Here is a 25,928-nt window from a genome sequence, read left to right as displayed (position 1 = left end):
TCGTGAGCCAAACTCTTGAACAAGCAATTGCTGCAGGCGCTAATTTATTAGCACCTAGCAGCGAAAGTGCTAAATTAGACGCACAAGTTTTACTTCTACATATTCTTCAAAAACCTCGCAGTTACCTTTTTACTTGGCCAGAGCATGAACTTAACGCTAAGCAACAACAGCAATTTAATACATTTTGCCAACGACGTTTAAACGGTGAACCTGTTGCACATATTACAGGGCAACGTGAGTTTTGGAGTTTATCACTTGAAGTTAACGCAACAACCTTAATACCTCGCCCTGATACTGAAACATTAGTAGAACAAGCACTTGAAGTGGCTGTTCCTGCTACAGCTAAAGTACTTGATTTAGGCACGGGTACTGGTGCAATTGCGTTGGCACTGGGTAGTGAAATGCCTGATTGGCAAATTATTGCAGTAGATAGAGTAAGCGATGCCGTTGCACTTGCTACACGTAACCAGCAGCGATTGGCAATTAATAATGTGCACGTTAAACAAAGCAACTGGTTTAGTGAGTTGCACGGTGAAAAGTTTAATCTAATAGTCACAAACCCACCTTACATCGAAAGCAACGATATACATTTAAATCAGGGCGATGTGCGTTTTGAGCCTTTATCGGCATTAGTGGCTGATGATTGCGGAATGTCTGATATTAAACAAATAATTACACAATCACGTGACTATTTGCTATCTAATGGCTATCTTTTAATAGAACACGGTTTTGAGCAAGGTGAAGCTGTTCGTCATTTCTTTGAAAAAATGGCGTTTGTTAATATTAAAACAGTGAAAGACCTTGGTAATAATGACCGTGTAACGCTCGCACAGTGGCCTTAAATAGTAAAAATTGTCTACTTGTGTATTAAAAAATGCTGCGAGGAAATTTTAGCTATGATGGATGATTTCTTATTTTCAGATGAGCCTCAAGAGCCTGTTAGTAAAATAGAACAGGGCACCTGGAAAGTATTAATCGTTGACGACGAACCTGAGGTTCATGCTGTAACAAAATTGGCATTAAGCGATTTTGATTTTCAAAATAAACGATTGGAGTTTGTAAGTGCATACTCTGGTGCAGAAGCGAAAAAGTTAATAGACGAGCACTCTGATGCCGCCATAGTTTTGCTTGATGTAGTAATGGAAACGGATGATGCGGGTTTGCAAGTCGCTAAATACATTCGTGAAACGGCTAAAAACAATCATATTCGAATTATTTTACGAACGGGGCAACCGGGTCAAGCACCTGAAAGACAAGTTATTGTTGATTATGATATTAATGATTATAAATCGAAAACGGAATTAACGGCGCAAAAACTATTCACTGTTATTATGTCTAGTCTTCGTTCATATCGCGATATTATTTCTATTGAACAATCACGCGAAGGGCTAGAGAAGATAATAAAAGCCTCAAGGGATATATTTTCGGCTCATTCAATAGATAGTTTCACTGAGGGCGTAATGCAGCAACTTACCTCGTTATTAGGTATTGCAGATCAAGCAATGTACGCCACTACATTAGTTGCTCAAAATCCAGAAGAAAACAATAACAAAAAGCTTATTGTTCGTTCAGGTACAGGGGACTTTGAACAAAGTGAAGGAAAAGAGTTAGAGCTGGTTCTTAAAAGTGAACAACTTGCAGCGTGTCAACAAGCATTAAGTGACAAAACAATCGTATATAAAGATAATTACCTATTTGCTTACTGCAGTAGTCAATATAATCATAACTCAATGTTATTTATATCAGGTATCCCAAAATTATTAACGGATACGCAACGTCATTTAATTGAGATTTTTTCGCAAAATGTGCAATTAGCATTTGAAAATGTGCAGTTACAATCAGAAATAGAAGCAACTCAGCAGGAATTAGTTTATAGATTGAGTGAAGCGGTAGAGCAGCGCTCAAGTGAAACAGGTAATCATGTTAAGCGTGTGGCTAATATTTGTCATATATTGGCTGAGGGTTATGGCTTATCTAAGCGAGAAGCCGATTTAGTTCGATTAGCATCGCCTTTGCATGATGTTGGAAAAGTAGGTATACCGGATGCTATTTTAAATAAACCAGGAAAGCTCGACGGCCAAGAGTGGGAAGTGATGAAAACCCACACAGATAAAGGTTATAGCATTTTAAAAGATTCACCGAGGGAAATTGTTAGTGCTGGTGCAATTATAGCAAAAGAACACCATGAAAAATGGGATGGCTCTGGCTATCCGAATGGATTGAAAGGTGAAGAAATAAATGTATTTGGCCGAATAGTCTCTCTTGCTGACGTTTATGATGCACTTCGCCATAAACGCTGTTATAAAGAACCTTGGTCACTGCAACGAGTGATTGATGAAATCAATTCACAAAAAGGATCGCATTTTGAGCCTAAACTTGTTGAAGTGCTTAACGATAAGCTTAATGAAATAGAAATAGTATTAACTCGTTTTCCAGATTAATATCAAAAATATAGAAGTCAGGGGCATATGGATTATTTAGCAGTAAAGCACTCACACATGGCAATTGCTATGCTCAGTGTTATTTTATTTTATGTTCGCTCTTTTTCGCGAATTGGTAGTGGCAAAATAGCTAAGAATAAGTTGGTACTTATTGGTAGTCATAGCATAGATACACTACTGTTGGTTTCTGCTCTTACACTTGTTTTTATGGCTAAAATTAACCCTTTTGAGCAGCTATGGTTGTTAGAAAAGATAATTTTAGTTGTTGTGTATATTGCGATAGGGGTTAAAAGTTCAAAGCAAACTAACACCCTAGCTAAAATTATTTACATTGTAATTAATACCGTTGTTGTTTTAGCGATAGGTTATTTAGCGACGTCTAAATCAGCTTTGTTGTTCTAATAAAGTAAACCTTAATAATTTGAGCTTTACGGTATTGCTTGTAAAGCTCGTTCTTCCACCTCGCTGCAAATATTCAAAAACATCACTATATTGGTATATAGCTTTAAAGTTAGGTAAACTACGCCTTCGTTTTCTAAAATGTTGCAGTATTGATGACCACCCTCGGGTTTGATGAACACGATGAATCTTATGTTGATGATGCTTTTGATGAATTTACCCCTGCGGCAATTTATCGTTGTATTAAAGCTGAGTCTAAATGGGATCCTCAATTAGATTTAACAGCAAGTTTTGACATTCTCACCGACTTTGAGCAACAAATAAATGTTTTGTGCTTAAAAGTGAGCGACGATCACGATCGCTTAGAAAAATTATTAGATACTTTTTATAGTACCTGGCTATTTAGTGCCTCAAGCTTAAAAGTGCCTGAGCATAAACTAAATAGTTTAAGTTATACCTTAACCATGCGCAGTGGCTCCCCAACTACATTAGCTATTTTACTGTGCCACTTTTTACAACACGCTAAACTCGATGCTAGCATGAGCTTAAACCAAGGCGATATTGGTGTGCATGTCGCTATTAGCGATGAGGAAGGCTACATAATTGAACCAAGTAGCGGTCAACAAAGTTGGTATATTATCCCTGAAAATGCGGATGATGGGCAAGAACAGGAACCACTAGAACTTATTTTTGATGATGAAGTATATAAATTGTTCTTAGCTCAACAAAAATGGTCTTTTATTAGCGAAAATAAATTTGGCCATGCTTTAACGTGTGTAGAAATGTTGATGGAATTAATTGGCGACGACCCGTATGAAAGACGCGACAGAGGCTACTTATTAAATCAACTCGATTGTCCTAAAATGGCACGAGATGATTTACAATTTTTTGTCGATGAATGTCCTGACGATCCTGCTATTGAGATTATTCAACATCAGATAGAAGAATTAGAAGATAATAATAAAACTCACCATTAAGAATAGGAAAAATTATGGTTGAAACTCAAAGTGCATTAATAACCAATGATGCCGTTGTACTTGGTTTACTTGCTGTTATTTTGGGGTTTATATTTAAAACCTCAAACAGTGAACGCCCAGCACTAAAAAGATTTTATAAATACGTACCGGCCTTGTTACTTTGTTACTTTTTACCGTCACTACTGAATACATTTGGTATAGTTGATGGCAATAAGTCCAATGTTTATTACGTAGCTTCGCGCTACTTACTGCCAGCTTGTTTAATACTTCTTACCATTAGTATTGATTTAAGAGCCATACTTAATTTAGGCCCTAAAGCACTTATTATGTTTTTAGTAGGTACCTTGGGTATTGTTATTGGTGGACCTTTGGCTATTTTAGTCGTCAGTGCTGTTGACCCTAGTATTGTTGGTGGCCATGGTCCTGATGCGGTATGGCGCGGTATGACAACTGTTGCGGGTAGCTGGATTGGTGGCGGTGCAAACCAAGCTTCAATGAAAGAGATGTTTGAAGTTGGCGGCGATATATTTTCGGTGATGGTTACTGTTGATGTAATAGTCGCTAATATTTGGATGGCTGTTTTATTGTTAATGGCAGCAAATCATAAGAAAATTGATGCGGCAACAGGTGCCGATACTAGCGCAATTGAAGATTTAAAACGCCGAGTAGAAACATATCACGCAGAACATGCTCGCATGCCTACTCTTAACGACTACATGACATTACTTGCTATTGCATTTGGTATTACTGGTTTAGCACATTTTTGTGCTGATTTTCTAGGTCCTTATTTTGGCACTACTTATGAGTGGGCAAAAGAGTACAGCCTAAACAGCAAATTCTTTTGGTTGATTGTCATATCGACTACGATTGGTATTAGTTTATCTTTTACTAAAGTGAGACAAATAGAGGCGTTTGGTGCTTCAAAAGTGGCCTCTAGCTTTTTATATATTTTAGTTGCATCGATTGGTTTGCATATGAATGTAACCGCCATTTTTGATAATCCCGGCTTATTTTCAGTGGGTGCTATTTGGATGCTTGTACATGCAAGTTTAATGTTGCTAGTTGCTAAACTAATTAAAGCACCGTTATTTTATATGGCAGTGGGCTCGCAGGCTAATGTGGGCGGTGCAGCGTCTGCACCTGTTGTAGCATCAGCGTTTCATCCGTCATTAGCGCCTGTTGGTGTTCTGTTAGCTGTACTGGGCTATGGTGTGGGTACGTATATGGCTTATATTTGTGGATTAATGATGCAAGCAGTTGCACCGTAAGGAATTTAAATGAAAGACCAAATTATTAAAATTAATGAAATTGAACTAGCAAACAACAAACCGTTTGTATTGTTTGGTGGTATTAACGTATTAGAATCTCGCGATTTAGCTATGCGTGTTGCAGAGCATTACGTAGAAGTAACCACTAAATTAAATATTCCTTATGTATTTAAAGCGTCATTTGATAAAGCTAATCGATCTTCAATCAATTCGTACCGTGGTCCAGGTATGGAAGAAGGTTTAAAAATATTTGAAGAGATTAAAAAAACGTTCAATATTCCGCTTATTACCGATGTACATGAACCACATCAAGCGGCCCCTGTTGCTGAAGTTGTCGATGTTATTCAGTTACCTGCATTTCTAGCACGTCAAACTGATTTAGTGGTTGCTATGGCAAAAACAGGCGCGATCATTAACGTGAAAAAACCACAGTTTTTAGCACCACACGAAATGCGTCACATCATTACTAAATTTAATGAAGCGGGTAATAACAACGTAGCACTTTGTGAACGAGGCTCTAGCTTTGGGTATAATAATCTAGTGGTTGATATGCTTGGCATGGATGACATGAAAGCAATGGCTCCTGTAATTTTTGATGCAACACATGCGCTACAACGTCCTGGCGGTCGTACAGATTCGGCTGATGGTCGTCGTGCACAAGCAGCTGAGCTTGCCCGAAGTGGTATGGCATTGGGTATTGCTGGTTTATTTATAGAAGCGCACCCAAATCCTAACGAAGCGAAATGTGATGGCCCTTGCGCGCTAGCACTTAGCAAGTTAGAAGGTTACTTATCGCAAATGAAAGCGGTAGACGATTTAATTAAAAGCTTTGAACCGCTTGATACAAGTGCAAATGACTTATAATTAAAAGCTTAACAATTAAGTGAAATGTTAGAAAAGCGACTTAGGTCGCTTTTTTTACACCTTAAATATACTCTTTCTCAGCATAGGTATATAATTCACCGCATAAGAAAAACTAATTCTAAGCTTGGTCATCATGTCAAGACGAGTACCTCCATTAAACGCATTAAAAGCTTTTGAAGCCGCTGCGCGCCATTTAAGTTTTACAAAAGCTGCGGAAGAGCTTTATGTAACTCAAGCGGCTGTCAGTCATCAAATAAAAACACTTGAAGAACATTTAGGTTTGAAATTGTTTTTACGTAAAAATCGTTCGTTATTGTTAACCGAAGAAGGGCAAGGCTACTTCCTCGATATTAAAGAGATTTTTACGCAACTAATTGATGCAACCGAAAAACTATTAGCGCGTGGTGCTAAGGGCTCATTAACAGTTAGCTTAACACCAAGTTTTGCAATTCAATGGCTTGTACCTCGTTTAAGCTTATTTAATGAGTTACACCCTGAGATCGACGTGCGGATCAAAGCGCAAGACCAAGACGAAAACTCATTAACAGATGATGTTGATGTGGCTATTTATTACGGGCGAGGTCATTGGAGTGGTGTGCAAGCGTATAAATTACATACCGAGTATTTAGTCCCTTTATGCAGTCCTATGTTGTTAAGCGGTCCAAAACCGCTTGACCAACCAAGCGATTTAGCACATCACACTTTACTGCATGACACTACCCGTAAAAACTGGAAAACATGGATGAAAACGGCTGGTGTGCGCAATATTCAAGTTAACCAAGGTCCTATATTTAGTCATTCGTCGATGGTGCTGCAAGCAGCAGTGCATGGCCAAGGTGTGGCAATTGGTAACAGCGTGCTGGCAAAGCCTGACATTGACGCTGGGCGCTTAGTGATCCCATTTAATCACAGTCTTGAAAGTAAAAACGCCTATTATTTAGTCCTTAGAGAATCACAAACAGAGCTAGGTAAAATAGTATCCTTTAAAGAGTGGATGTTGAGCTTAGTAGAGCAAGAGCAAGAGTATTAATATGATTGAGTGGGTTAAAAGTAGTCAGCAGCCAGCAATAGCGCAATTTATATTTGCCCATGGAGCTGGTGCCGGTAGTGATTCAGACTTTATGCAGCATGTGGCAAAACTAATCAGTGAACAGGGTGTTGATGTTGGCCTATTTGATTTTGAGTATATGCAAATAGCCAAACAAACGAATAAGCGTAGGCCTCCTGAGCGAGCACCTAAATTACTTAGTTATTACGAGCAAATACTTAACCATACACAGCCAAACATTCCGCTATTTATTGGCGGGAAATCAATGGGCGGACGAATGGCATCCATGCTTGCTTGTACGACAGAACAACCTGTTTTAGGTGTTCTTGCTTTTGGCTATCCGTTTCATCCTCCTGGTAAGCCTGAAAAGCTTCGCACTGATCACTTTGCGGATGTTGTTTGTCCATTTTTAGTACTGCAAGGCGAGCGAGATACATTTGGTACCCGCGAGGAGCTTGCAACGATGGCTATGCCTATGCAGCCTCAATATATATGGTTAACTGACGGCGATCACTCACTTAAACCTCGTAAAAAAAGTGGTATGACTGAGCTACAAAATAGAGAAACAGCTGCTTTGGAGGCTGTTAAATTTATTAAAAACTGTGTGGATTTAAATTTAGAGGGTAATTAATGATTAAAGTATTTTTAATGATGGGCAGTATTTTTTGTATGCTTTCGGTCATGTTAGGTGCATTTGCTGCACATGGTTTAAAAAGCCGTTTAACAGATTATTCGCTTGGGGTTTTTAAAACTGCTGCTGAATATCAAATGGTTCATGGACTTGCGCTTATTGCGGTTGCTATTTTAATTAAGTGGGGCATAAATCTGAGCTGGGCTGGTGGTTTTTTCATAACTGGCACACTACTTTTTAGTGGCAGTTTATATTTACTCGCATTAACTGGTATGAAGTGGCTGGGGCCAATAACGCCGCTAGGTGGGCTGTGCTTTATTATTGGTTGGGTAGTTATTTTAGTGCAAGTTGCACGATTTAAGTTTTAAAGAGTTTAAGGGTTAATATGTCTAGTGTTGTGATTTACTGTCGTAGTGGGTTTGAAAACGATGCCGCTGCTGAAATAACGTTTCACGCTGCAGAGCAAGGCTTTGCGGGTTATGTAAAAGCAAAGCCAAATACGGGTTACGTTGTTTATGAATGTTTTGAAGCGCATCACAGCGACGAAATAATCAAAAAAGTTGATTTTAAAAATATGGTGTTTGCACGCCAATGGTTTGCCGGTACATTACTTGAAAACATGCCTGTGGAAGATCGCGTTGGCGCGGTAGTTGAAGCTGCAAAAGAGTTTACATTGTGCTCAGAGCTACGTGTAGAAACCCCTGACACAAATGAAGGAAAAGAGCTTTTAACGTTTTGTAAAAAAATATCAACACCACTTAAAAAAGCCCTCGAAAAACAAAATACAGTATTGCGCGAACCCAAAGCAAACCGTCCTGTAATGCATGTCATGTTTTTAACAAACAACACAGCTTATGTAGGTTACTCATATAGTTTTAATAATTCTCCATTTTTTATGGGTATTTTACGTCTTCGCATGCCAAGCGATGCACCGAGTCGATCAACATTAAAGCTTGATGAAGCGTTTAATGTATTTATTCCTGAACAACAGCGCGAATCTCGTGTTGCAGCAGGTATGCGTAGTGTCGATTTAGGCGCTTGCCCTGGGGGCTGGACATATCAGCTTGTTCGCCGTGGTATGTTTGTAAGTGCAATTGACAATGGTCCGATGAATGATGATTTGATGGAAACAGGCCAGGTTAAACATTTTAGAGCTGACGGTTTTAAATATCGCCCTGAAAAAAGAAATGTTACCTGGTTAGTGTGTGATATGGTGGAAAAACCCACTAAAGTGACGACCTTAATGATTGATTGGGCTGTGAGTGCCTACGCTAAAGAGTTTATATTTAACTTAAAGCTTCCAATGAAAAAACGTTTTGACAGTGTCTACGAATGCCTTTCGATGATTAGAAAAGAGCTAGATAAACAAGGTATTAACTACGAGTTGCAAGCTAAGCATTTGTATCATGATCGTGAGGAAATAACCGTTCATTTAAACGTTACTAAGGTGCCACAAAATCTATACAGCTAAGTTTTATTAGTAATAAAAAATGGGTCTGATGACCCATTTTTTATATATTTAACTTCGATATTTGGGCCTGTAATTATCAACCCATAAACGCGTAGCCCCACACACAGCGACAGGCATTACTATTAAGTTTATAAATGGTATTGCTGTTAATAGCATAACGGCAAAGCCAAACCCATACGATAGACCTTGTTTACTTTTTAAATCGTCTTTCATCTGTTTAAACCCAATTTTATGGTTATCGAACGCATAGTCTTCGTATTGCACTGCGAACATCCAACAGGTAAATAGGACCCATAATATTTGACCAATGACGGGGAGTATCCAAAGCAGTATAAAAAAACCTATAGCGCGAGGAAGGTAATAGCATAACTTTGTCCACTCGCGGGCTAGCATACGAGGTATGTCTTTTACTAATTCAGCAAAGCCATCATCGTTAATCTTTTGGCCTGTTAGATAAAGTTCTACTTTTTCGCTTAACAAAGCGTTGAAGGGGGCTGCGATAAAATTAGTGATCACTGTAAAGAGCATACTGTAGCTAAATAAAACCATTAATATAGCAATTGGCCACATTAGCCATTCAAGCCAACTTAACCATTGTGGCAACATATCATTGATGTAGCTAAAACTGTCACTTAGCCAACCGAATAAGAAAAATAGCGAGCTACCAAAAAGTAAAATATTAATTAATAATGGAATAAAAACAAAACGTTTTAACCCCTTTTGAGTAATTAATTTAAAACCTGAAAAAAAATATTCCATACCTTGTACTATCTGCACAGTAACCTCAATAAATGTTTACCACTGTAGCTAGTATAAATAGCTGAATTTTTTTGAACAGCGTTTTTAGGTAACAAAGTGTTTAAATACTAGGCTTGTTTATTTTTCGAGGTTAAGTTTTCAGCAGTGTGCTTGGTATTTAGGCAAAGCAGAGCCTATGTAGTGTGGTTATTCTCCATAAATAGGCGATAACGTAGAATAAATGCCAAGTATGCGCTGCCCGCGGAAGCTTGGCTCGGTTTTCACTTATTCTTACATGGATGTAAGCCAGTAGAGTAATACAGGAGCAGTTACCGAGCCCACTAGGTTACAAACCTCACGCCGCGATTAAATAGCCCATAGATTGAATGAGTTTTAATTCTGAAAGGCTAACAGGCACTAATAATGCTATAAAGTGGCTTAACTTAATGGTGATTTATCTATGGCAGGGAATTAAGTTACTTTTTTATAGAGAGCTTAGGCTGATTCTGTTCAGCTCCCTAACGCATGCAGTTTTAGTGACATTATTTTAAAAGCGAGTAATTATAGATGGCTAAGATCTTTGTGATTGGGTTGCCCAGAACTGGCACTACTAGCATAAGTGTTGCGCTACTAGAAATGGGCTTTTCGGTGGCGCATACCGCTTTTACAAAGCAAGCATTTGAAATGTCTGATGCAATATCTGACGCACCTTGCTTTAGTGACTACATGCATTTAGACGAGTTATTCCCAAATGCTAAATTTATATACTTAAGTCGAGAGCTAAACAAATGGGTGCCTTCAATTACTATGTTGCTCGAAAAAATGGCGCCTCATTTAGATTTAAATACAGGTAAGTTTAATCCTATTTTAAAGCGTAGTTTTCATCGTACGTTCTCTGATGTATTACCCTTATCATCGACAGCGCTAGCTGGTTGTTATTTAAAGCATGAACAAGCTGTTTTTTCGTATTTCAAAAATAGTGACAATTTTTTAGCAATAGGTATTAGTGAACCTGATAGTTTGTTAAAACTAAAACAGTTTTTAGGCGTGGAGATACAAGGAAATACCTGTTTCCCTAAATTAAATATAGGACGTCAAGTCGCCAACTGGAAAGAATATAAACACCCAAATAAAATTAACTCTAATTTAGCTGGAAAAGAACATAGAAAATACTTTGACTATTCGCTGACCCCATTAAAGTGAATACGAAATATGACTTTTCTGTTATTAAAATTTTTTGCATCGACCAAATTAAATAAAATGATTGAGCTGGTAGCATATGCTATTTTTAGAGGCCTACACTGAATTTAGCAAGTAATTGCATTTAATAATGAGGGCATTCTTTATTCGCGTAAATTACTGGGTTTATTTAAACGTTTAAATAAGTAGAACGAGGTTGTTCATTTTTTACAATTCGGTATAGTTTGCCAACACATATTTTTAATATAAATTGAGATGTTCTATGCAGTTAGTTGATTTAAAACCGAATGACCAGGATGTGATTAATGTTTTTTCTGATATCGACCGACTAATAAACTCTCTATATCCAGTTGCCACTGCACAGTCTCTTACGTTAAATGAACTAAATGAGCCAAGTGTGTATGCGATTGGTTTAAAGAATGATGATGGTATTATTGCGTGTGGCGCTATTGTAAAGCAGTTTGATAAAACGCCCTATGGTGAAATTAGACGGCTTTATGTAAGCCCTAGTTATCGTGGTAAAGGGTTATCTAGGCGTATTATGCAGATACTTTTACATCACGCAGGTGAGGAGAAAATCCCACTGATCAGGCTAGAAACAGGGCCAAAGCAAATTCAATCGATTAAGCTATATGAAAATCTTGGTTTCAAACGATGTGCTAGTTTTGGGCCTTACCTCGAGAATCCACAAAGTGTATTTATGGAGTTAGGCCTAAGCCAGTAACAAAGCGCATAAAGGTTAACAGCTGCACTCTAAGTGACCACACTAAATTATTTAAGTAGCGATTAATTATAGTTTTTTATAGTGTATAAATTAAACTATAATGAATTGCTACTTTCAAATATACCCAAAGTTCATTAGTACTATTATATATTGTCTGTTAAAGATCATTTCAAAAATGCCCTCTTAAAATTAACAAAAGCAGAATACTGTTTTTGTTGGCTATAATCGTATAAAATCCGTCATTTACTATGCTCCTTAAAATACTTCAAACCATAACGTTTAAATAGCGAGACTTTCTTATCCTTTCTAAAAATGACACTAAACCAATGACAGACATAACAGTAGTAACCCATAACGGTAATTTTCATGCGGATGACGTTTTTAGTATTGCAGTACTTAAACACGTGTTGCCAGCGTTTAAACTGGTACGTACTCGCGATAAAGCGCTTATAGAAAATGCCGACTTTGTAATTGATGTAGGTGGCGAATACGACCCTGAAACGAACCGCTTTGATCATCACCAGCGTGGTGGTGCAGGCGAGCGAGAAAATGGCATTCCTTTTTCGTCGTTTGGTTTAATATGGAAAAAATACGGCTTAGCGTTGTGTGATGATAACCAAGCCGTTGCTGATAGAGTGGATTCAGGCTTAGTTTCAACCATTGACGCCATCGATTGTGGTCATGTTGAAGGGGTATCAAAAGGGATAAGCTTGAGCCAAACAATCTCAATGTTTAACCCTACGTGGGAAGAAGAAAGTAACTTTGATACTTGTTTTGACGAAGCCGTTGAATTTGCAGCTCGCATGCTTATTCGTTTTATCGCTTCAGCTCACGGAAGTGTAAATGCAAAAGAGATTGTCGCCAAAGCAATTGAAAATGCTGAAGATGCCAGAGTAATCGTACTTGAAAAATACACACCGTGGAAAAAAACGGTGCATATTTTATCAAGCGATGCGCTATACATGGTTTACCCATCGCATTCTGGACAATGGATATTACAAACTGTACCCGTTGAGCCTGGCTCGTTTGAAGATAGAAAACCGCTGCCTAAAGCATGGTCTGGTTTATCTGACCAAGCGTTTGTAGATGAAACCGGTATTGACGACGCTGTGTTCTGTCACAATGGTTTATTTATAGCGGGCACTAAGTCGTTTGAAAGCACAATGAAACTTGCCACTATGGCGCTTAGCGAATAACAACTCAGATTCATAACGAATAACAAGCATAACAATTTATATAGATTGTTATGCTTGTTATCTTAGCGCGGAGCATTATGTTTGAATTAAAAACAATCGCACTTTTTACTATTACAGCCTTAGCAGAAATAGTGGGTTGTTATTTGCCCTACCTTTGGCTTAAGCAAGATAAAAGTATTTTACTTTTAATTCCTGCGGCTTTAAGTTTGGCACTATTTGCATGGTTGCTCTCTTTACATCCTACTGCAGCCGGGCGTGTGTATGCAGCTTATGGCGGCGTATATATTTGTGTTGCGCTATTATGGTTATGGGTTGTTGATGGCCTAAAGCTTACTATGTGGGATATTATCGGTGGTTTAGTTGCACTGCTGGGTATGGCAATAATTATGTTCGCCCCAAAAAGTGCATAGCTAGCTTATACTCAATTAAATCGAATTCGCCTGTACACTACTGCAATTTCCTACTTTCAATGCCACAGGCAATACCTAACGCTACATATGTGTTAAGCAATTACTGAAGCTGGTGGATGTAGGCTAAGCGTTTTTGACGTGCAGTTTTTATTCACTTTGTAGAATACATAGGTATGGTCACAACACGCAGCCTCAACTGTGAGTAATTGAGGTGTTGAGAACGCCTTGCTCTAATCCATCAAAAGTAAATTTTATAAACAAAGTAACTCAAGATAAATTTTATTGAACGAGCTAATTCATTTTTGCTAATAAAATTTATAATGAGTCATTTAAAAACAACCATTTTTTATAACTTTTCTTATCCTAAATTCGGATAATAAGTGCAATTTCTCAGATTAGATGGCCAGCTGTTATAATTCGGCCATTCTCTCGCCAAAGGAAATTGCTTTAATGAAATATAAACAGCTGACACAAGCAGAAAGATACCAGATTTACGCGTTAATAAAAGCAGGAAATAACCAAAAACAGATAGCTGATGAACTCACTCGTTCACCGTCATCTATCTCTAGAGAGTTAAAACGCAATAAAGGGCTTAAAGGCTATCGACCTAACCAAGCCAATAATTTTGCAGAGCAAAGACGCAAGTCATCTTTCAAAGCAAGTAAGTTAACAGATGATGTTACTGACTGGATTAATAAATTGTTGGTTGACGGACTTTCGCCAGAGCAGGTGGCAGGCCGCTTAGCTTTAGAGAAAAAGGTCGTTTTGCATCATGAAACGATTTATCAATATATTTACAGAGACAAGGCTCGTGGTGGTGAACTACATAAGACACTCACTCGTGCATGTAAAAAGTATAAAAAACGCTATGGAAGCTACGATAAACGTGGACAGATAGTTAATCGAGTCAGTATTGATGAACGCCCAAGTATTGTGGATTCAAAGTCTAGGATTGGTGATTGGGAGGGCGATACAGTGATAGGCAAAGGGCGTAAAAATGCCCTTGTTACAATGGTTGAACGTAAAACGTTATATACAGTCGTTCACAGAATTGAAAGCAAGCATGCGAAAATAACAGCCGATGCGCTGATCAAGTGTATGACACCCTATAAAGGTAAGGTTATTACCGTGACTTTAGATAATGGAAAAGAGTTTGCTCACCATGAGCATGTTGCACAAAAATTAGAAGCGGATGTGTATTTCGCTCACCCATATTCATCATGGGAGCGGGGCATAAATGAGAATACCAACGGCTTACTTAGACGCTTCTTCCCCAAGGGAACTGACTTTATGTCGCTAAGTGAAGCAGAAATACAGGCGGCAGTTGATAAGCTCAACCATCGGCCAAGAAAAACAAGAGGGTATAAAACCCCTCATGAGTTATTTACGGGGCAATCAGAAGTTCTGGTGGCTGCATAATGATTGCACTTAATACTTGAATTCAAGTATCTTTAAAAATCATCAAAGTCCTGTTTTATATATGCTAGCGGGCAATTGTTGTTTGGTTATTTTTTTAACATCAAAAATTACTCGTTACGAGTAAAAATACTTGTTGGACTTAAATCTCTATTTTTCTTTTAATGCGCGGCACTAGCCGAGTCGGCATTAATTAACCTGAATCTCGTTTAAGAAATTGAACTAAATGCCTGTTCCGAGATCCGATCTTTCGACCAAAAACGATTGGATAAGCAAGGAACAGGCATGATTAAATTAGTTGAATTATTTTGCGATGTCGATGATTTTTGCAAAGTATTTATACCCCAATGGGAAAAACAATTACTCGAAGATGGCACCCAAAAACGTCAGCGTTCAGGACGTATGACGACCAGTGAAATTATGACTATTGTTATTAGTTTTCATATGTCACATCACCGAGATTTCAAAAATTACTACCTTGGCTATGTATCACTTATGTACAAAAGTGAATTTCCCAACTTGCTCAGTTACACACGATTTTTAGCCGTTATGCCAAGGGTAATTGTGCCGATGTGTGCCTATTTTACTTCACTTAAAGGTAAACCCACAGGCGTTGAATTCATTGACTCCACATGTATTAAAGTGTGCCATAATATTCGTATTCCAAGACACAAAACCTTTGATGGAATAGCCCAGCGTGGCAAAGGAACAATGGGATGGTTTTATGGCTTCAAGCTACATTTAATCGTTAATCACCATGGTGAAATTGTTGCTGCGAAAGTGACAACAGGAAATGTACATGATACTCAACCAGTGCGTGAGTTAGCGAGCTGCCTGACGGATAAATTATATGGTGACAAAGGGTATTTAAGTAAAGCTTTAGAAGCCGATTTACTCGATAAAGGGGTAAAGCTCATTACGACGGTTCGCAAAAATATGAAGGCAAAAGCGATGTCATTATGGGATAGAGCAATGCTTTCAAAACGCTTTATAATCGAAACAATTAATGACCAGCTCAAGAACATATCCTTCATTGAACATTCAAGACATCGGAGTATGAACGGCTTTATGTTGAATTTAGTCGCTGGATTGGTGGCTTATTGCTTGAAAGAAAAGAAGCCACACCTTAATTTAACTGACGTAGAGCTTAACGCATTAGTTATCGCTTAAGCAGAACTCAGGTTAATTAAATAAAAGAGAAAGATAAATGAAAGAAACAACATCACTAGAACAAGCTCGTACGAGCTACAATGTTCGTCATTGGAGCCAAGGTTTTTTTGGTATTAATGATCAAGGTGATGTGTATGTTGCACCCAAGGCTCATGCACCAGAGCAAACCATTGCATTAACAGATATCGCAAAGCAACTACAAGATAAAGGTTTAAGCTTACCTGCTTTAGTTCGTTTTCCGCAAATTTTACACCATCGTGTACACAGCTTATGCGGCGCATTTAATACTGCGATTGAAAACTATGGTTACCCTAAAGACTACCTATTAGTTTACCCAATAAAAGTAAACCAACAACGTGAAGTGGTTGAAGAAATAGTAGCAAGCCAAGCACAAGTAGAAAAAAAGCAACTTGGTTTAGAGGCAGGCAGCAAGCCTGAACTACTCACAGTATTAGCATTAGCTGAAAAAACCAGCGCTGTTATTGTATGTAATGGCTACAAAGATAAAGAATACGTACGTTTAGCACTTATTGGCGAAAAGCTAGGTCATAAAGTGTATATCGTACTTGAAAAGCTTTCTGAGCTAGACATGGTGCTTAGCCAAGCAAAAGAGCTTAACGTAAAACCACGCATTGGTATTCGTGTGCGTTTAGCGTCGCAAGGTAAAGGTAAGTGGCAAGCGAGTGGCGGCGAAAAATCAAAATTTGGTTTATCTGCATCGCAAGTTTTGCATGTAGTTAATCGTTTAAAAGACGCAAACCAGCTTGATTTACTTCAGCTAGTACATTTTCACTTAGGCTCACAAATGGCGAACATTCGTGACGTACGTTTAGGTGTAAGCGAAGCTGCGCGTTTTTACTGTGAGCTACGTAAATTAGGCGCAGAAATTGATTGCCTTGATGTAGGTGGCGGTTTGGCTGTTGATTACGACGGCACGCGTAGCCAGTCGCATAACTCTATGAATTACAGCTTAGCTGAATATGCGAATAACATTGTGTACACCATTGGTGATACATGTAAGCAATATGAGCAACCAATACCGACTATTATTTCTGAGTCGGGTCGTGCGCTTACGGCGCATCATGCTGTGCTTATTTCTAATGTTATTGGTACTGAAAGTTACACGCCAGAAGAGTTAGTAGCGCCAGCGGCAGATGCACCCCTGTTATTAAAAAACATGTGGGCATCGTTTGTGCAGTTAACTGATTTAACGGATGACCGTGCATTAATTGAGATTTATCACGACAGCCAAGGTGACTTAGCTGAAGCGCATAACCAGTTTGCATTAGGTTTATTAGACTTATCGCAGCGTGCGTGGGCTGAACAAATTAATATCCGTATTTGTTACGAACTTAACAAGCACATGGATAATAAAAACCGTTTTCATCGTCCTATTATTGACGAGTTAAACGTACGTTTAGCCGATAAGTTTTTTGTAAACTTCTCGTTATTTCAATCGCTTCCAGATGCATGGGGCATTGATCAAGTGTTTCCGGTATTGCCATTAAGTGGCTTAACTGAAGCGCCAAAAAAACGTGCCGTATTACTTGATATAACCTGTGATTCAGATGGCGCACTTGAGCATTACGTAGATGGACAAGGTATTGAAAGTACACTACCAGTGCCAGAGTTTAGTGCTGATAAACCTTATTTAATGGGCTTTTTCTTGGTGGGTGCTTATCAAGAAATTTTAGGTGACATGCATAACTTGTTTGGTGATACGCACAGCGCAATTGTTAATATGGATGAGCAAGGCGTTGCAAGTATTACCGAGATAAACCAAGGTGACACTGTTGCCGATATGATGCGCTATGTACATTTAGATGTTGAAAGTTTTCAGCAATCATACGAGCAGTTAGTAAGCACTAAAATTGAAAAACACGAACAGCAAAGCGTTTTAGACGAGTTGCAAAGCGGCCTTGATGGCTACACTTATTTAGAAGAGTTATAAGCAATGTCAACTTTGTTTGGTCACGCAGATCACTCATTGTACTCAAATGGGATGACGTTTTTACGTCGTCCTATGGTGCAAAACATTAATGCAATTGATGCAGACGTAGTGGTTTTAGGCTTACCATTTGATTTAGCGACCTCGGGCCGCCCTGGTGCGCGCTTAGGCCCTGATGCAATTCGTCGTGCATCGGTTCATTTAGCATGGGAAGACACTAAATACCCATGGACTTTCCCGTTGTTTGAGCGCTTAAAAGTGGCAGATGCAGGGGACTTTACTTACCCTGTCGGGGATCCTGAGTATTTTACTGCGCAACTAGAAATGGCTGCTGATCAAATACTTCGCCAAGGTAAAACACTATTAGGTTTAGGGGGCGATCACTTTGTAACGCTTCCGCTATTACGTGCTCACGCAAAAATACATGGCAAAATGGCGTTAGTACATTTTGATGCGCACACCGATACTTATAGCAATGGCTCGCGATTTGATCACGGCACTATGTTTTATCATGCCCCAATGGAAGGGCTGATTGATGTTGAGCACAGTATACAAATAGGTATTCGTACCGACTTTGATCAAAGTAAACATGAGTTTGCTGTGATTGATGCAATGCAAGCTAACGATTTTCATGCAAATGACATTGCAGCGCAAATACTTGAGCAAGTAGGTGATCTACCTGTTTACTTAACGTTTGATATAGATTGTTTAGACCCTGCGTTTGCGCCTGGTACAGGCACTCCTGTGTGTGGTGGTTTAACTTCAGATAAAGTACTTAAAGTACTGCGTGCGCTAAAAGGCATAAACATGGTAGGTATGGATGTGGTAGAAGTATCACCTTCGTACGACCAAAGCGAGCTTACCGCTATTGCCGCAGCAACCATTGCGAGCGAATTACTGCATTTGTGGACGCATAAAAATAAGTACTAATTCTATAATTTAAGTACTACAAAAAAGGGTATGCATTTGCATACCCTTTTTTATTTAGAGATATCGATTATTCAACTGCTTAATTTCTTTTAACCAAATAACGCTTAGCCCAATAAGAGGCAGGTTAGTAGTTACAGGGTTAAATGCTTCAATAAGCAATTGTGGCTGCATTACAACTACAGCAAGTAAAAGCCCCATAAGCGCCAATATATTTAAAGCTACCAAATGCTTATGTTTATAAAACACAAATAAGCACAAGCCAAATATAATCTCGCCAACACCCGCCGAACGTGTAATTAAGTCAGACACCTGTTCAGAATAGCCGGCACTGCCAGTCATTAATTTTTCAAGCGGTGCAATATGATAAAGCTTTGGAAAAAAGCCGTGGTATATCCAACTTAAACTCACTATGTAGCGAGCAAGTTGAATATAACCGCGATTATTTCCTAGCATTGTCAATACGCTCTTGTGCACTTGGGTGGCTAGACAAGTACTCTAAAAAGTCATTTACTTTTTCGAGGTGTTCGTTTTCGCTAGTATGACTTTCTTGCAGTGCTTCTATCGCATCAGCAAAGTCATTACTCGAATACCCAAGCGACTCTAATTGGGTGAGTGCAAAGCTATCGGCCTCACGCTCCATATCACGTGAAAACCCTTGCTGAGCAAACGATGCACCGGTACCTAACGCAACCTCTGCAACTCCCTCTAAATCACCAAATACAACCGCTAACACAATAGTACTTGCGGCAGATTGTGCTGTAATGCGTACGCTATGCTGGTGGACTACATGGCCCATTTCGTGTAGCAATACCGCTTTTAGTGCATTGGGTTTATCGGCAAGTAAATTTGCTAAATCATCGGTGACCACGATACGGCCATGGGGGAGTGCAAACGCGTTAGCACCAAAGCTGTCTGATTTATAAAACGATAATCTATAAACCGATTGATCAAGCGATAACGCATTAAGCATACTTGTAAAATGTGCTTGTACTTTAGCTTGCTGCTCTGCGGGCAGCTCACTTGGGTCAAGCGCAATCTTTTTAATTAGTGTAAAGCTTTGCTCCCCCATTTGTTCCACAACATTACGTGGCAGAGTATCAACACTGTAAACAGCAATGGCGGGTACCGCTTTATAAAGTACTAACCACATGAAAAGTGGTGTAAATATTACTGCGGCTAAAATTGCCCATTTACTTTTTTCAAGGCGCTCCATTATGTGATGGTTATTTGCTTTAAATGGCCACCTGTAACTTACATCTTGAGGAATAAAACGACTGCCATCTTCAAAGTTTAGTTCGTCGGCAAGTCCTGCCATTCCCGAACTTAATTTTAGACTTGAGATTGCGTGGCGAGCTATAACGTGTTCATCGTTAATAACGTCAATGTGTGTGTCGCTAATAGTTGCAATACACACTTGATAGTTACTCGATGCGATGGGGAAAAAATGTCCCTTTACATGCATAGTGAGCTCTTAAGTTAGAGAAAGGTCAATATCAAATACGTTTGCAGCTTCTTCAGCAAATGATGATTGCTGTTCTTGCGCGGTATCGATTAGGTTTAATGCACCAGGATAAATAGTGACGTTAGTTACATCAGCGAGCATTTTTGATGTACGTACTTTTGTCCATGGGTATGCAAGGCCTAGCGAAAGTACGATAGCCAACATATTAGTTAATAGTAAAACAGCGAAAGGAATTGGTTTTAGCTCTGATCTAAATGTGGCAACGCCTTCAAAATGGCTGTTATCAAAAATGTGATTTCTAATAGCGGCGTGCCATACAGCAGAAACAATGGCAATCATTAGTACATAGGCAATCATCATAAAGATAGGAAGCATAACCATAGCAGCGGAGTTTTCTAAATTTTGTTGATTTTCAACATCTACTAAGCTGAGGCCAAATAACCCTAAAATTCCCATAAAGAGCACCATGGTGATAGAGCTCACTACAAAACAAATAAGCGCTGTTAGGTAATAGGTTTCGCCTTTTAGGTTTACAGTAAGTGGTTTGTCACCGTAACTAATATTGCTATGGATATAGCTATCAATACGTTTTATAACATAAGGCATTAATAAATAAAGTGTAAATATGCTGGCGATAGGCAAAAGTATAAAGTTAATAAAGGCTTCGCCGTAATTGCCTTTAAAAGCAAAGCGAACATTACGATGGCGCGTCATACGCAGATTAAAACGTAAACCTTGGTTAATAATCCATGGCATTAAAAAGATAAAACCAAGAGCAATAAACAGGCCTAAAATAGGCATAAAGCTAATAGAAAATGTATAAATAAAAAATACAACAACCGCTAAAATCCGACCTTTTAAAATTTGTATTGGTGTTGCTAGGTAGTCAAAGCTATGACCATCTATACGGGTGTGGCCGTAAAAATAGCGATGCGTACGTACTTTAGCCCACGCTGAATATATGCCAAGCGTAATAACGCTAAGTAATATATTTACAATCCAAATTCCAAAAAACTCACCGCCTTTACCACTAAATTGCACTTTTCCGCTAAAAATTGGTTCAGCAGGCTCATTTATTGGTGGGCTTGTTTCAGAGAGGGTAGGGTGTATTGATTCCATTAAAATTATGTCCATATTTTTTTTGTTAATTTACCTATTTTTAGCGCAATATTCAATATTTATAATTATTTAAGCTCCCTATAAGTAGCTGCAAATAAACGTTTTTTAGGTATTTAGTTAAGTTAATCCACTACTTTTTATAAATAAATCTCGTTGATTTGCCTATTTAGCTAGCAACTAAGGTATTTAGCTTTTTAATATGCGATTTAGCTACTATACATAGTTAATGCTGCTTAAATGTAATGGCATTAATTATGTATTAAGCACACCTACGTACAATAAACGCAATTGATTTATATGCCAAAATAATAGACTGTAATAGTAGTGGGGATGTAAATTTATTTAGGTTTTACAGCTTTTATCACCGCTTTAAATAACATTAGGATATTTATTATGTTTCAAGCAGTCGTGTTAGGGGGATTAGAGTTTAGCCCGCTGATTGTTTACTTCCCAATTGCATTTATTTTAACGGCGTTGACTCGTTTTGCTTTGCATCGACTAGATTGGCATGACCGTATTTGGAAAGTGGCTTGGTTTGAGGTGTCACTATTTGTTTGTTACTTGGCACTGGCCGTCTATTTATACCAATTTGCTTAATTAAGTGAGCTATTTTGTGGTAAGAAAACCGTGTCGATAACAAGGCAAAAATTTCGTTATTTAGTTGTTCTATATCAGAAATTTTTAACACAGTTAGCGTCTGGTTTAAGCCCTCAAATTGCTCAAGTATTATTGCGGATTGGTATTACTAAGTGGAAGATAAATTGAATGATTAAATATCTGCGTATTACTTTTACTATCTTGGTTGTTATAGCTGCGGTTTTTGCTGGGCGTTGGGTATGGACTGACTACATGCATACTCCTTGGACGCGTGATGGGCGTATTCGAGCCGATATTGTCACGGTTGTTCCAGACGTGTCGGGCTGGGTAACTGTTTTAAATATTAAAGATGGTCAAAGCGTACAAAAAGGCGAAGTACTTTTTAATGTTGATAAAAAGCGTTATCAAGCAGCGCTTGATAAAAGTAAAGCAAACACAGAAAACGCATTGTATACATGGGAACTTGCCAAGCACAAATACGAAAGACGTGTTGAGCTAAACACTCAACAGGCAATTAGTGAAGAAACGCTAGAATCAACTCGTATTAATACTAAAATTGCTGAAGCAAATTATAACTTAGCCAAGACAGAGCAAACAATTGCGCAATTAAATGTTGATAGAACTAAAATTGTTGCACCTGCATCCGGGCAAATAATTAATTTGAATTTACGCCAAGGCAACTATGTAGCTCAAGGCACGCCTGTTTTTGCTATTGTTCAGTCAGATTCATTTTATGTAACGGGTTACTTTGAAGAGAGTAAAATACCGCTTATTTATCCTGATCAAAAAGCTAAAATAGCCCTTTTAAGTGGTGGTAAGCAATTAACAGGGCATGTAGTGAGTGTAGGTAAAGCCATTGCAAATACGAATACACAAAGTAACGGTCAGCTTTTACCACAAGTGCAACAAACATTTAATTGGGTACGTTTATCACAGCGTATACCTGTTGATATTAAGTTAGATTCATTGCCCGAAAATACACAGCTTAGCGCAGGAATGACCGCCACTATACATCTCGCTACGCGCTAAGGGGAATACAGTGGGCGTTGTATTACAAAATTTGTTTTTTCCTAAAAAACAGGCAATTATTTTTGCGACTAAGGGCGTTATAGCCATGGTGATGGCGCTGACTATTGCTATGTCGCTTAATCTTGAAAGGCCTTATTGGGCGTTAGTCTCGGCTATATTTTTGCAATTACGCCCGCAAAGCGGATTAGTTATTGAAAAAGCAATGTGCCAAATAATAGGCACCATAGTGGGTGGTTTATTTGGCATATTGCTTTTAACTCAGCTAATCCTCTACCCTTATTTAGCGCTAGGTGCACTGGCATTGTGGTTGGGAGTAAACTCTGCGTTATCGGCAATGGTACGCCAAGCAAACTTTGTGTATGCGTTTGCTATGGCCGGTGTAACAGCCGCCATTATTGTACTTTTAGTCATGGTTACTCCGGCAATGGTGAGCAGCCAAAGTATATTTGATATTGCACAAGCGCGAGTAAGCGAAATAATAATAGGTTCTGTATGTGCTGGGCTTGTGAGCCATTTATTCTGGCCTGTAAAAGTTAAACACTTACTGCAAGTACAAGCGCGGTCGGTTATAAATCAAACGTTACATTATTTAGTTATTGAGCTTGATTCTAAGGGCTCTCACGAAAATCGCCATCAGCAAATAGATGGCATTATGGCAACATTGGGATCAATAAACGAAGATTCCAGCGCAGTAAGATACGAAGGACCAAAAGGTCCAGGGCGCTCGCGTGCTGCAAATCAGTTGTCGCAAAAAGTACTTTCTTTATTGGCCTTAATTCAAATAATTGGCCGTCTACAGCGAAACCACGAAGACCTTATTACACCTACTTTAGATAAATTAATAACTCAACTTAAGCACGTATTTGCGCAAATTAAAGAGTCTGACGATTTTGATTACTGCGCCGAACAAGTTAAAACGCTGCGTAAAGAGCTAACCGACTATAGAGCAAATACGGTGTGTGATTCGCCATTTGAATCTCACATGCTCAATGTGAGCTTAGAAGTAGCAGCCGACTTAACAATTTTACTACGCGCATACAGAGCGTTAGAAGAGCGTGATAAAACATTATTAAATGCACCCAGTATGCTTACATATCGCGACCCATTAGCTGGCATAATTGTTGGATTTAGAACTGCTTTGGTGTTTTCTATCGGCGCATTTATTTGGATTAATACAGGCTCTTCTGCTGCATTATTAATTATGATTTTACCGGTCATATTTTCGATAATGTTGGCGAGAATACCGTTAGCTATTTTACAGGTGGTAATAAAGCGTTTATTGGTAAACGTGGTGGTTGCTGCTATTGTAACTATTTTTTACGCACTCAATTTATTATCACAAAGTGGTGGGCAATTAGAAATATTACTACTTGTATTAGCAGGGCCTTATTTTCTGGGTTTACTGCTGCTAGCTGATCAACAAACATTGCCATATGGCTTGGGGTTTTGTATCCCATTTACGATTTTGGTAAGACCCAGTACCGATATGAGCCTTGCGTTTTCAATCGATTACACACTTAGCTCTGCAATGGCAATTTTTGCGGGGGTGAGTATTTTATTTTGGATTTTTCAGTTATTTACAGGTCCGAGTGTACAATTACTTGTTCATCGTGTTTTTAAGGCTACTTATAAAGATTTACTCGAAATAAATAACCATCCAACCCCAAGTATTTGGTATAACCGCCGCATGGCCGATAGGTTAATATGCTTAACTAATTACGATCAAGGTTCACACTCACGCGTTATTACAGACCTTGCACTAACCGCTCTAAACTTAGGGCATGCGTCGGTTCGATTAAACTCAATTTGTGAAAATTTGGCTGGTAATACAAAGCTAAAGTATTTAAATGAGTGGCAGCGTACATTAGCCGATGCATTTATGTTGGCAACCAAGGGCAAGTTTAATAATAAGTTTAAGCAAGCGTCAGATAATCTTTATGAGGAATTGGCTCAGACGGTTGACGATTCAAATCAATTAGAAGCGGTAAAAGGCATGTTTATTCGCATTGATCTGACCTTTGAAGGAAGTGCGAGTAAGATAAATTAGGCCCATTCGCTGCTTTTCGAGTTCAGATGTTATAGCTAAATCTGTTATACTTGCTGGATAATTTTATGGGGCTGTTATGATTTCAAAAAACCAACTCAAACTTATTCGCCAACTTGGCCAAAAAAAGTACCGAAAGCAATATAATCAATACCTTGTACAGGGTGAAAAAAACGTACTTGAGTTATTAAACAGCCCATTAAATGTGGTTAATATTTTTGCTACAAACGAATTTATAAATGCGTACCAAGGTAAGTATCCGCAAGCTAACTTTATAGAAGCTGATGAAGAGACCCTCACCAAAGCCAGCACGCTAGTTAGCAATAATGCAGCCATTGCTATTGTTGATATGCCAAAGGCAGCTTTACCACAAGCAAATGGCTTAATACTCGCGCTTGATGGCGTATCAGACCCTGGTAATTTAGGCACAATAATAAGAGTGGCAGACTGGTACGGTATTAAACATATAGTAACTAGCACCGACAGCGCAGACGCTTACAACCCTAAAACAATTAGCGCCACGATGGGCTCATTTGTAAGGGTATCGGTAAGCCAAGTAGATTTACCTGATTACCTACAGTCTTTAAATTTACCTGTTTACGGTGCTTTTTTAGATGGGCAAAGCGTACATAAAACCCAATTTACGGGCTCAGGCGTTTTACTAATGGGCAGTGAGTCGCATGGAATACGCGAGACATGTGCAAAGTTAGTAACTAATAAAATCACCATCCCCGCTTTTGGTGGTGCAGAATCGCTTAATGTGGCAATGGCGACCGGTATTATTTTAGATAATTTTAAACGACAAGCTTAACAATTTAACTGTTAATGAGTTAAATTGTTTGTAAT

At 38.6% G+C, this 25,928-nt stretch carries 26 protein-coding genes; 22 read left to right on the top strand and 4 right to left on the bottom strand.

The genetic code is table 11. The features are described from left to right. Window positions 1-2: 2 nt before the first annotated feature. From prmC to rlmM, 10 genes are all read left to right on the top strand, one after another. The gene (gene prmC / locus AC0VZ4_RS13480) at window positions 3-842 is read left to right on the top strand and encodes a peptide chain release factor N(5)-glutamine methyltransferase (protein WP_033029070.1); all 840 of its coding nucleotides are present in this window, start codon (window positions 3-5) and stop codon (window positions 840-842) included. Between the two features lie 54 nt (window positions 843-896). Next, the gene (locus AC0VZ4_RS13475; protein ID WP_475439905.1) at window positions 897-2,441 is read left to right on the top strand and encodes a DUF3369 domain-containing protein; all 1,545 of its coding nucleotides are present in this window, start codon (window positions 897-899) and stop codon (window positions 2,439-2,441) included. Between the two features lie 27 nt (window positions 2,442-2,468). Beyond that, window positions 2,469-2,843 carry a SirB2 family protein gene (locus tag AC0VZ4_RS13470; RefSeq protein ID WP_007378114.1) on the top strand — a complete coding sequence of 125 codons (375 nt, stop codon included), beginning with the start codon at window positions 2,469-2,471 and terminating at the stop codon, window positions 2,841-2,843. 152 nt (window positions 2,844-2,995) lie between these two features. After that, window positions 2,996-3,817: a tetratricopeptide repeat protein gene (locus AC0VZ4_RS13465; RefSeq protein WP_475439904.1), complete on the top strand. Its 822-nt coding sequence runs from the start codon at window positions 2,996-2,998 to the stop codon at window positions 3,815-3,817. 14 nt (window positions 3,818-3,831) lie between these two features. Next, window positions 3,832-5,085 carry a DUF819 family protein gene (locus AC0VZ4_RS13460; RefSeq protein WP_475439903.1) on the top strand — a complete coding sequence of 418 codons (1,254 nt, stop codon included), beginning with the start codon at window positions 3,832-3,834 and terminating at the stop codon, window positions 5,083-5,085. Between the two features lie 9 nt (window positions 5,086-5,094). Next, window positions 5,095-5,949 carry a 3-deoxy-8-phosphooctulonate synthase gene (gene kdsA / locus AC0VZ4_RS13455; RefSeq protein ID WP_008138268.1) on the top strand — a complete coding sequence of 285 codons (855 nt, stop codon included), beginning with the start codon at window positions 5,095-5,097 and terminating at the stop codon, window positions 5,947-5,949. Window positions 5,950-6,082: 133 nt separating this feature from the next. Beyond that, on the top strand, window positions 6,083-6,979 hold the full coding sequence (locus AC0VZ4_RS13450) for a transcriptional regulator GcvA (protein WP_033029067.1): 897 nt from the start codon (window positions 6,083-6,085) through the stop codon (window positions 6,977-6,979). 1 nt (window position 6,980) lies between these two features. Next, the gene (locus AC0VZ4_RS13445) at window positions 6,981-7,628 is read left to right on the top strand and encodes an alpha/beta family hydrolase (RefSeq protein ID WP_475439902.1); all 648 of its coding nucleotides are present in this window, start codon (window positions 6,981-6,983) and stop codon (window positions 7,626-7,628) included. After that, the gene (locus AC0VZ4_RS13440; protein ID WP_008138262.1) at window positions 7,628-7,996 is read left to right on the top strand and encodes a DUF423 domain-containing protein; all 369 of its coding nucleotides are present in this window, start codon (window positions 7,628-7,630) and stop codon (window positions 7,994-7,996) included. The genes AC0VZ4_RS13445 and AC0VZ4_RS13440 overlap by 1 nt, the downstream gene beginning before the upstream one ends. A gap of 17 nt (window positions 7,997-8,013) precedes the next feature. Then, on the top strand, window positions 8,014-9,099 hold the full coding sequence (rlmM, locus tag AC0VZ4_RS13435; protein WP_007378107.1) for a 23S rRNA (cytidine(2498)-2'-O)-methyltransferase RlmM: 1,086 nt from the start codon (window positions 8,014-8,016) through the stop codon (window positions 9,097-9,099). Window positions 9,100-9,147: 48 nt separating this feature from the next. On the opposite strand, the gene cysZ is transcribed toward rlmM, so the two are convergent. Further along, window positions 9,148-9,858, bottom strand: coding sequence for a sulfate transporter CysZ (gene cysZ / locus AC0VZ4_RS13430; protein ID WP_188085232.1), 711 nt, complete (start codon window positions 9,856-9,858; stop codon window positions 9,148-9,150). 546 nt (window positions 9,859-10,404) lie between these two features. Here cysZ and AC0VZ4_RS13425 point away from each other — a divergent pair. From AC0VZ4_RS13425 to speB, 8 genes are all read left to right on the top strand, one after another. Next, window positions 10,405-11,040, top strand: coding sequence for a sulfotransferase (locus tag AC0VZ4_RS13425; RefSeq protein WP_475439901.1), 636 nt, complete (start codon window positions 10,405-10,407; stop codon window positions 11,038-11,040). Between the two features lie 259 nt (window positions 11,041-11,299). After that, window positions 11,300-11,761, top strand: a complete 462-nt coding sequence (locus AC0VZ4_RS13420) for a GNAT family N-acetyltransferase (RefSeq protein WP_007378104.1) — start codon at window positions 11,300-11,302, stop codon at window positions 11,759-11,761. A 326-nt stretch (window positions 11,762-12,087) separates the two neighbouring features. Next, window positions 12,088-12,957, top strand: coding sequence for an MYG1 family protein (locus AC0VZ4_RS13415; protein ID WP_007378103.1), 870 nt, complete (start codon window positions 12,088-12,090; stop codon window positions 12,955-12,957). A 77-nt stretch (window positions 12,958-13,034) separates the two neighbouring features. Further along, window positions 13,035-13,367, top strand: coding sequence for a YnfA family protein (locus AC0VZ4_RS13410; RefSeq protein WP_306725141.1), 333 nt, complete (start codon window positions 13,035-13,037; stop codon window positions 13,365-13,367). Window positions 13,368-13,817: 450 nt separating this feature from the next. Further along, the gene (locus AC0VZ4_RS13405) at window positions 13,818-14,786 is read left to right on the top strand and encodes an IS30 family transposase (RefSeq protein ID WP_475439697.1); all 969 of its coding nucleotides are present in this window, start codon (window positions 13,818-13,820) and stop codon (window positions 14,784-14,786) included. A gap of 282 nt (window positions 14,787-15,068) precedes the next feature. Then, window positions 15,069-15,953 carry an IS982 family transposase gene (locus AC0VZ4_RS13400; protein ID WP_475441595.1) on the top strand — a complete coding sequence of 295 codons (885 nt, stop codon included), beginning with the start codon at window positions 15,069-15,071 and terminating at the stop codon, window positions 15,951-15,953. Window positions 15,954-15,990: 37 nt separating this feature from the next. Continuing rightward, window positions 15,991-17,904 carry a biosynthetic arginine decarboxylase gene (gene speA, locus AC0VZ4_RS13395; RefSeq protein ID WP_475439900.1) on the top strand — a complete coding sequence of 638 codons (1,914 nt, stop codon included), beginning with the start codon at window positions 15,991-15,993 and terminating at the stop codon, window positions 17,902-17,904. 3 nt (window positions 17,905-17,907) lie between these two features. Beyond that, the gene (speB, locus tag AC0VZ4_RS13390; protein WP_475439899.1) at window positions 17,908-18,831 is read left to right on the top strand and encodes an agmatinase; all 924 of its coding nucleotides are present in this window, start codon (window positions 17,908-17,910) and stop codon (window positions 18,829-18,831) included. A 54-nt stretch (window positions 18,832-18,885) separates the two neighbouring features. Here speB and AC0VZ4_RS13385 read toward each other — a convergent pair whose 3' ends face one another. From AC0VZ4_RS13385 to AC0VZ4_RS13375, 3 genes are read right to left on the bottom strand one after another with little or no spacing between them, the layout of a single operon-like run. Continuing rightward, entirely contained in the window at window positions 18,886-19,284 is a 399-nt protein-coding gene (locus tag AC0VZ4_RS13385; RefSeq protein WP_033023788.1) for a DoxX-like family protein, read from the bottom strand. Continuing rightward, window positions 19,271-20,293, bottom strand: a complete 1,023-nt coding sequence (locus AC0VZ4_RS13380; protein WP_475439898.1) for a M48 family metallopeptidase — start codon at window positions 20,291-20,293, stop codon at window positions 19,271-19,273. Before AC0VZ4_RS13380 ends, AC0VZ4_RS13385 begins: the two co-directional genes overlap by 14 nt. Before the next feature lie 9 nt (window positions 20,294-20,302). Then, window positions 20,303-21,412, bottom strand: a complete 1,110-nt coding sequence (locus AC0VZ4_RS13375; protein WP_475439897.1) for a YjgN family protein — start codon at window positions 21,410-21,412, stop codon at window positions 20,303-20,305. Window positions 21,413-21,805: 393 nt separating this feature from the next. Here AC0VZ4_RS13375 and AC0VZ4_RS13370 point away from each other — a divergent pair, with 393 nt between their 5' ends. From AC0VZ4_RS13370 to AC0VZ4_RS13355, 4 genes are all read left to right on the top strand, one after another. Further along, window positions 21,806-22,009, top strand: a complete 204-nt coding sequence (locus tag AC0VZ4_RS13370; RefSeq protein ID WP_024597474.1) for a DUF1656 domain-containing protein — start codon at window positions 21,806-21,808, stop codon at window positions 22,007-22,009. Between the two features lie 168 nt (window positions 22,010-22,177). Next, window positions 22,178-23,038: an efflux RND transporter periplasmic adaptor subunit gene (locus AC0VZ4_RS13365; RefSeq protein ID WP_475439896.1), complete on the top strand. Its 861-nt coding sequence runs from the start codon at window positions 22,178-22,180 to the stop codon at window positions 23,036-23,038. 10 nt (window positions 23,039-23,048) lie between these two features. After that, window positions 23,049-25,085, top strand: a complete 2,037-nt coding sequence (locus AC0VZ4_RS13360) for an FUSC family protein (protein WP_475439895.1) — start codon at window positions 23,049-23,051, stop codon at window positions 25,083-25,085. Between the two features lie 76 nt (window positions 25,086-25,161). Then, complete coding sequence (locus AC0VZ4_RS13355; RefSeq protein WP_002958580.1) at window positions 25,162-25,893, top strand: RNA methyltransferase; 732 nt, start codon at window positions 25,162-25,164, stop codon at window positions 25,891-25,893. Window positions 25,894-25,928: the final 35 nt, after the last annotated feature.

This window comes from Pseudoalteromonas sp. QJM3NY_22 (genome assembly GCF_056173065.1).
The sequence above is the reverse complement of the archived record's forward strand: the minus strand, read 5'-3'. Positions and strand labels throughout refer to the sequence as shown.

Coding starts and splice junctions, on each gene's coding strand:
- AC0VZ4_RS13475 (WP_475439905.1), top strand. CDS start 897: ATGATGGATGATTTCTTATTTTCAGATGAGCCTCAAGAGCCTGTTAGT.
- AC0VZ4_RS13470 (WP_007378114.1), top strand. CDS start 2,469: ATGGATTATTTAGCAGTAAAGCACTCACACATGGCAATTGCTATGCTC.
- AC0VZ4_RS13465 (WP_475439904.1), top strand. CDS start 2,996: ATGACCACCCTCGGGTTTGATGAACACGATGAATCTTATGTTGATGAT.
- AC0VZ4_RS13460 (WP_475439903.1), top strand. CDS start 3,832: ATGGTTGAAACTCAAAGTGCATTAATAACCAATGATGCCGTTGTACTT.
- kdsA (WP_008138268.1), top strand. CDS start 5,095: ATGAAAGACCAAATTATTAAAATTAATGAAATTGAACTAGCAAACAAC.
- AC0VZ4_RS13450 (WP_033029067.1), top strand. CDS start 6,083: ATGTCAAGACGAGTACCTCCATTAAACGCATTAAAAGCTTTTGAAGCC.
- AC0VZ4_RS13445 (WP_475439902.1), top strand. CDS start 6,981: ATGATTGAGTGGGTTAAAAGTAGTCAGCAGCCAGCAATAGCGCAATTT.
- AC0VZ4_RS13440 (WP_008138262.1), top strand. CDS start 7,628: ATGATTAAAGTATTTTTAATGATGGGCAGTATTTTTTGTATGCTTTCG.
- rlmM (WP_007378107.1), top strand. CDS start 8,014: ATGTCTAGTGTTGTGATTTACTGTCGTAGTGGGTTTGAAAACGATGCC.
- cysZ (WP_188085232.1), bottom strand. CDS start 9,858: ATGGAATATTTTTTTTCAGGTTTTAAATTAATTACTCAAAAGGGGTTA.
- AC0VZ4_RS13425 (WP_475439901.1), top strand. CDS start 10,405: ATGGCTAAGATCTTTGTGATTGGGTTGCCCAGAACTGGCACTACTAGC.
- AC0VZ4_RS13420 (WP_007378104.1), top strand. CDS start 11,300: ATGCAGTTAGTTGATTTAAAACCGAATGACCAGGATGTGATTAATGTT.
- AC0VZ4_RS13415 (WP_007378103.1), top strand. CDS start 12,088: ATGACAGACATAACAGTAGTAACCCATAACGGTAATTTTCATGCGGAT.
- AC0VZ4_RS13410 (WP_306725141.1), top strand. CDS start 13,035: ATGTTTGAATTAAAAACAATCGCACTTTTTACTATTACAGCCTTAGCA.
- AC0VZ4_RS13405 (WP_475439697.1), top strand. CDS start 13,818: ATGAAATATAAACAGCTGACACAAGCAGAAAGATACCAGATTTACGCG.
- AC0VZ4_RS13400 (WP_475441595.1), top strand. CDS start 15,069: ATGATTAAATTAGTTGAATTATTTTGCGATGTCGATGATTTTTGCAAA.
- speA (WP_475439900.1), top strand. CDS start 15,991: ATGAAAGAAACAACATCACTAGAACAAGCTCGTACGAGCTACAATGTT.
- speB (WP_475439899.1), top strand. CDS start 17,908: ATGTCAACTTTGTTTGGTCACGCAGATCACTCATTGTACTCAAATGGG.
- AC0VZ4_RS13385 (WP_033023788.1), bottom strand. CDS start 19,284: ATGCTAGGAAATAATCGCGGTTATATTCAACTTGCTCGCTACATAGTG.
- AC0VZ4_RS13380 (WP_475439898.1), bottom strand. CDS start 20,293: ATGCATGTAAAGGGACATTTTTTCCCCATCGCATCGAGTAACTATCAA.
- AC0VZ4_RS13375 (WP_475439897.1), bottom strand. CDS start 21,412: ATGGAATCAATACACCCTACCCTCTCTGAAACAAGCCCACCAATAAAT.
- AC0VZ4_RS13370 (WP_024597474.1), top strand. CDS start 21,806: ATGTTTCAAGCAGTCGTGTTAGGGGGATTAGAGTTTAGCCCGCTGATT.
- AC0VZ4_RS13365 (WP_475439896.1), top strand. CDS start 22,178: ATGATTAAATATCTGCGTATTACTTTTACTATCTTGGTTGTTATAGCT.
- AC0VZ4_RS13355 (WP_002958580.1), top strand. CDS start 25,162: ATGATTTCAAAAAACCAACTCAAACTTATTCGCCAACTTGGCCAAAAA.